Below are 4855 nucleotides of genomic sequence, written 5' to 3'. Positions count from 1 at the left end.
AATTATGTTAAAATAAAGTTTTTAAATTAACTATAATCTCATTATCTTGTCTATAATAATTAATATGTCTATGATTAACTTAAATAGTTGATTTGGACAATATAGTAGATTACTGATTTATGGCTACTCGATTCTTTCTAGTAGCAAGCTTATACTATTAAAGAATGCATAATGCTAATTTACAGAAAACGAAACCATACTTAGTTTTCAGACGTAATATACAGTAGAGCATCTTAATGAAAATAGAGGTGAAAGTGGATTGTCAAATAATAAATTTAAGAATTGGACCATTCAAATTCTTATCATTTTAACTATTGCTTATTTATGTACTAAATTATCTTTTTTGTTAGAGCCAATTGGGATTTTCTTTTCAACGTTATTTATGCCCATACTAATATCAGGTTTCTTATTTTTTATCTTTAATCCTGTAGTAAAGCTATTTCAAAGAAAATTAAAGTTAAATCGAGGTTTCTCCATATTATTGCTATACGTCATTATCTTTGCAGCAATAGGATTCAGCATAGCCAATGTCGTACCAATCATAACCAAACAGATCACTTCTTTTATAAATGACTTACCAACATACGGTAAGCAACTTGAAGTATTTATCAATGAATTGGCTCACTCAAAAGAACTGAAGACTTTTCTTGCTAATGATTATATTCCATTTGATACGATTCAAAATAAGCTAACTGAACTTTTAAACACTCTACCGAATACGATTACAAATAGTGCTATTGGTGTTTTTGGATTCGTTACAAATGCAACCATTACAATAGTAACCGTTCCAATCATATTGTTTTATATGTTTAAAGACGGGCATAAACTACCTGATTCTCTTTCTAATTTTATCCCAACGAACTATCGTAAAGAGGGATTAGTCATTTTTAAAGATGTAGGAAATACACTTTCTGCATATATTAATGGCCAAGTAACTGTAGCATGTTTCGTTGGATTTCTTACATTTATTGGCTATTTAATTATTGATGTACCCTATGCATTACTAATGGCTTTAATTGTAGCTGTAACAAATATTATTCCTTATGTTGGACCATTTCTCGGTGGAGCACCTGCTGTAATCATTGCACTATTTGATTCACCACTTCAGGTATTCCTTGTTATCGTTGTAATAGTTATTGCTCAACAACTTGAAGGAAACTTATTATCTCCACTTATTCTCGGAAAAAGCTTAGATATACATCCAGCAACCGTTATTATTTTGCTCCTTGTAGCTGGAAATATTGCAGGCGTCCTAGGAATGGTACTAGCTGTTCCGGCCTATGCCGTGTCAAAAACAATTGTCGTTAGTATTGTCAAATTCAACAATGCTAGGAAACGAGCCACAATAGAGACTTAACTCAATAAAGGGAAATCTCCCATTGATTGACTAAACAAGGTTATCTTGAAAGTATAATTTTTGCTACTTTCAGGATAACCTATTTTTTATAGTGAGCCGTATGGCCTTCTCCTCCTTAAATCGCATTTATTAATTGATTTCAAAAGAAAAATTGGTTAATCTTATTAAAATTTATTTTAAAAAGATAATAGAAATATAACTAAAGGATGCGAAAAAGTGATGGCAACAGAAATTACTGTAACAAATGCAACACTAAATGATTTGCCAATTATTGTAGAAATCTATAATTCAACTATTTCTTCAAGGATGGTGACAGCGGACACTGAACCTGTGTCTGTACAAAGTCGTGAAAATTGGTTTCACGAACACTCACCTTCCCATAGACCTCTCTGGTTAGTAAAGTATGAAGGAGAAATATGTGGTTGGATTAGCTTTCAGTCTTTCTATGGAAGACCGGCTTATAATGGAACAGCCGAAATAAGTATATATATACATGAAGACTTTCGAGGGAAAGGTCTAGGTAAAGCAATGTTGCAAAAAGCCATCGATGCTTGTCCGACATTGAAGATTAAAACGATACTTGGCTTCATCTTTGCCCATAATGAACCAAGCCTCCGATTGTTTAAACGCTTCGACTTCGAACAATGGGCACATTTACCAAAAGCAGCAGAACTAGATGGGATTGAAAGAGACCTTATCATTCTAGGAAAAAGAATTAATTAATGAATAATATTTCCTACTAAAAAACAAAAGAATGTTCCGATATATACAAGGAACATTCTTCTTTTAAGTAATATTAAATTATTTATCTCATCACTTGTATACCTAACATCTAAGAATAATTTTAAGGACCATATTGATATATTACGGCTTAAATACCTCTCTTTTTATTTTTTCACACCTTTATCAATGTACCAGAATTCAATTCTGAATTTTACAAATTTTAAAAAGAAGTTAATATTTGTTGGGTTTTACCGATTCAATCGTTGTAGGTATTACTTCACAGTAAACAAGGAGAGGATAAAATGTTAACTATTCAATCATTAAATAAGCAATTTATTGGCGGAGTTTGGAGAGATGGACAAAGCGAAAGAACGATTAAGGATGTCAATCCTTACAATGGTGAAGTTTTAACAGAATTTAAATTAGCCAATGTCGCTGATGTAGATTTGGCATATCAATCTTCATTAAATGCAAAGAATGAATGGGATAAGGTTAATCCTTATAAAAAAAGAGATATTCTTGAAAAAGCTGCGCAGTACATAGAGCAACATGAAGAAGAAATCGTCAACATTATTATTGATGAATTGGGTGGAACAGCATTAAAAGCACATTTTGAAATCGGTTTAGTAAAGAACATCGTCAAAGAAGCAGCAACGTTTCCATTACGAATGGAAGGTAAAATCTTACCTTCTGTAGAGGATGGCAAAGAAAATCGATTATATCGCTTTCCAGTTGGGGTTGTTAGCGTAATTAGTCCTTTTAACTTCCCATTCTTTTTATCAATGAAATCAGTAGCACCTGCATTAGGAGCTGGAAACGGCGTAGTTCTAAAGCCTCATGAAGAGACACCGGTAACTGGTGGAACACTTATTGCAAAAATATTCGAAGAAGCTGGACTTCCTCAAGGACTATTAAATGTTGTCGTTACGGATATTGCTGAAATTGGTGATGCACTAGTTGAACATCCAATCCCTAGAGTAATATCATTTACTGGTTCAACTAAAGTCGGTAGCCATATTGGACAAGTAGCTATTAAAAACTTCAAGAAGCCATTATTAGAATTAGGTGGAAACAGTGCATTTATCGTGATGGATGATGCAGATATTGACTATGCAGTTAAAGCAGCTACGTTTAGTCGTTTTACGCACCAAGGACAAATTTGCATGTCTTCTAACCGTGTTCTTGTTCAAAAAGGAATTTATGAAGAGTTTCTAGCTAAATACACAGATAAAGTAGCTTCTCTTAAAGTAGGAGATCCGAAAAATCCTGAAACTGTTATTGGTCCTGTCATGAATGAAAGAGCAGCTGTTAATCTTCAAAACATAATTGAAAAAGGAATCGAACAAGGCGCAAAAGCTGCGCTTGACGGTAAAATTGTAGGAAATATGGTTGAACCTATAATTCTTACAGATGTTAAGCCAGAGATGATTTTAGCACAAGAAGAGCTATTCGGTCCTGTTGTCTGTGTTATCCCGTTTGAAACAGAAGAAGAAGCAATTACAATTGCTAATGATACAAGATTTGGACTGAGTGGTGCTATTCATACAGCTAATCTTGAGCGTGGAGTTGAAATCGCTAAGAAGATACATACAGGTATGATCCACGTTAACGATATTTCAATTAACGATGAACCAATCGTTGCATTTGGTGGAGAGAATCAATCAGGTTTAGGAAGAATGAATGGTCAATGGAGTCTAGAAGAATTTACGACTTTAAAATGGATTTCAGTTAATTACGGACAACGTAATTTCCCATACTAATACTTGAAAGGTGCTAGTGAAAATAGTGAATAAAACAGAGGAAAGAGTAGATCAAAGACCAGAAATAATCGATGCGTTTTTAATGGTGGCACCACTGCTTCAAAAGCTGGTTCTTGATGATATTACTATTGGTATTTATGATACTGAAAAACTAATTATCAATTATCCTGGTAAAACATTCTCATTAAATGTAAAACCAGGAGATCCGCTGGCAGAAGGTGACATCATTACGGATGCAATAAGAAATAACTGTGAGAAAACAGCTACTGTTCCAAAAGAATTATTCGGATTTCCACTGATTGCTAAAGCTATTCCTTTACATGATCAACACGGAAAAGTAGTCGGCGGAATTGGTATAGGAACTAGTGTAGAAAAAGCAAATTTACTATATGAAGTAGCAGATAGCTTATCTGCAATCGTAGAAGAAACCGCTTCATCTTTAGAAGAAATCACAGATTCCGTAACTACTCTAGCTGACCGAGTTTCCGATATTTCTGGACATATGAAAGAAGTAAGTTCCGGGGCAGATCAAATAGGTCAAATCTCAACGGTTGTAAAAGGCGTTTCTGATCAAAGTAACCTGCTTGGTTTAAATGCAGCCATTGAAGCTGCAAGAGCTGGTGAAGCTGGACGAGGTTTTTCTGTTGTTGCAGATGAAATTAGAAAACTAGCAACAAACTCAAAAGAAAATGTTTCGCAGATTGATGAAATTACAAAAAGCATGCAAACTGCAATTCAAAATCTAAATATCGCATTTTCTGGTATTAATGAATTCACAAATAACCAAGCAGCAGCCATTGAAGAAATTTCTGCTACTGTCTTGGAAATTAGTAAAAACGCTCAACAATTATCTAATATGGCAGGTAGTCAGCTACTAGAAAAGAGTGGGTCAAAAGGTTAATAATCCATATTACCGTAACCGTTATGGGATTATTGCTTTCACTAGAGCATTAAGAAAAGCGGAAGCGCCCCGTTTTGCTCCGTATGGACTGGAGCCATCCGACTGAGATAAAGG

General features: G+C 34.2%; 4 protein-coding genes. All 4 read left to right on the top strand.

Annotated elements, in window-relative coordinates:
- Nucleotides 1–259: 259 nt before the first annotated feature.
- The 4 genes from V7014_RS21845 (at nucleotide 260) to V7014_RS21830 (ending at nucleotide 4741) form a co-directional block, all read left to right on the top strand.
- Entirely contained in the window at nucleotides 260–1357 is a 1098-nt protein-coding gene (locus V7014_RS21845) for an AI-2E family transporter (protein ID WP_335510292.1), read from the top strand.
- A 219-nt stretch (nucleotides 1358–1576) separates the two neighbouring features.
- Entirely contained in the window at nucleotides 1577–2080 is a 504-nt protein-coding gene (locus tag V7014_RS21840) for a GNAT family N-acetyltransferase (protein WP_335510290.1), read from the top strand.
- A gap of 302 nt (nucleotides 2081–2382) precedes the next feature.
- Nucleotides 2383–3840, top strand: a complete 1458-nt coding sequence (locus V7014_RS21835; RefSeq protein WP_335510287.1) for an aldehyde dehydrogenase family protein — start codon at nucleotides 2383–2385, stop codon at nucleotides 3838–3840.
- Between the two features lie 82 nt (nucleotides 3841–3922).
- Entirely contained in the window at nucleotides 3923–4741 is an 819-nt protein-coding gene (locus V7014_RS21830) for a methyl-accepting chemotaxis protein (protein ID WP_438824959.1), read from the top strand.
- Nucleotides 4742–4855: the final 114 nt, after the last annotated feature.

Source organism: Bacillus sp. JJ722 (assembly GCF_036963345.1).
In the GTDB taxonomy this organism is placed as follows: domain Bacteria; phylum Bacillota; class Bacilli; order Bacillales; family DSM-1321; genus Bacillus_AD.
The sequence above is the reverse complement of the archived record's forward strand: the minus strand, read 5'-3'. Positions and strand labels throughout refer to the sequence as shown.

Excerpts from the sequence above, each read along its gene's own strand:
- V7014_RS21840 (WP_335510290.1), top strand. The coding sequence starts at position 1,577 with ATGGCAACAGAAATTACTGTAACAAATGCAACACTAAATGATTTGCCA.
- V7014_RS21835 (WP_335510287.1), top strand. The coding sequence starts at position 2,383 with ATGTTAACTATTCAATCATTAAATAAGCAATTTATTGGCGGAGTTTGG.
- V7014_RS21830 (WP_438824959.1), top strand. The coding sequence starts at position 3,923 with ATGGTGGCACCACTGCTTCAAAAGCTGGTTCTTGATGATATTACTATT.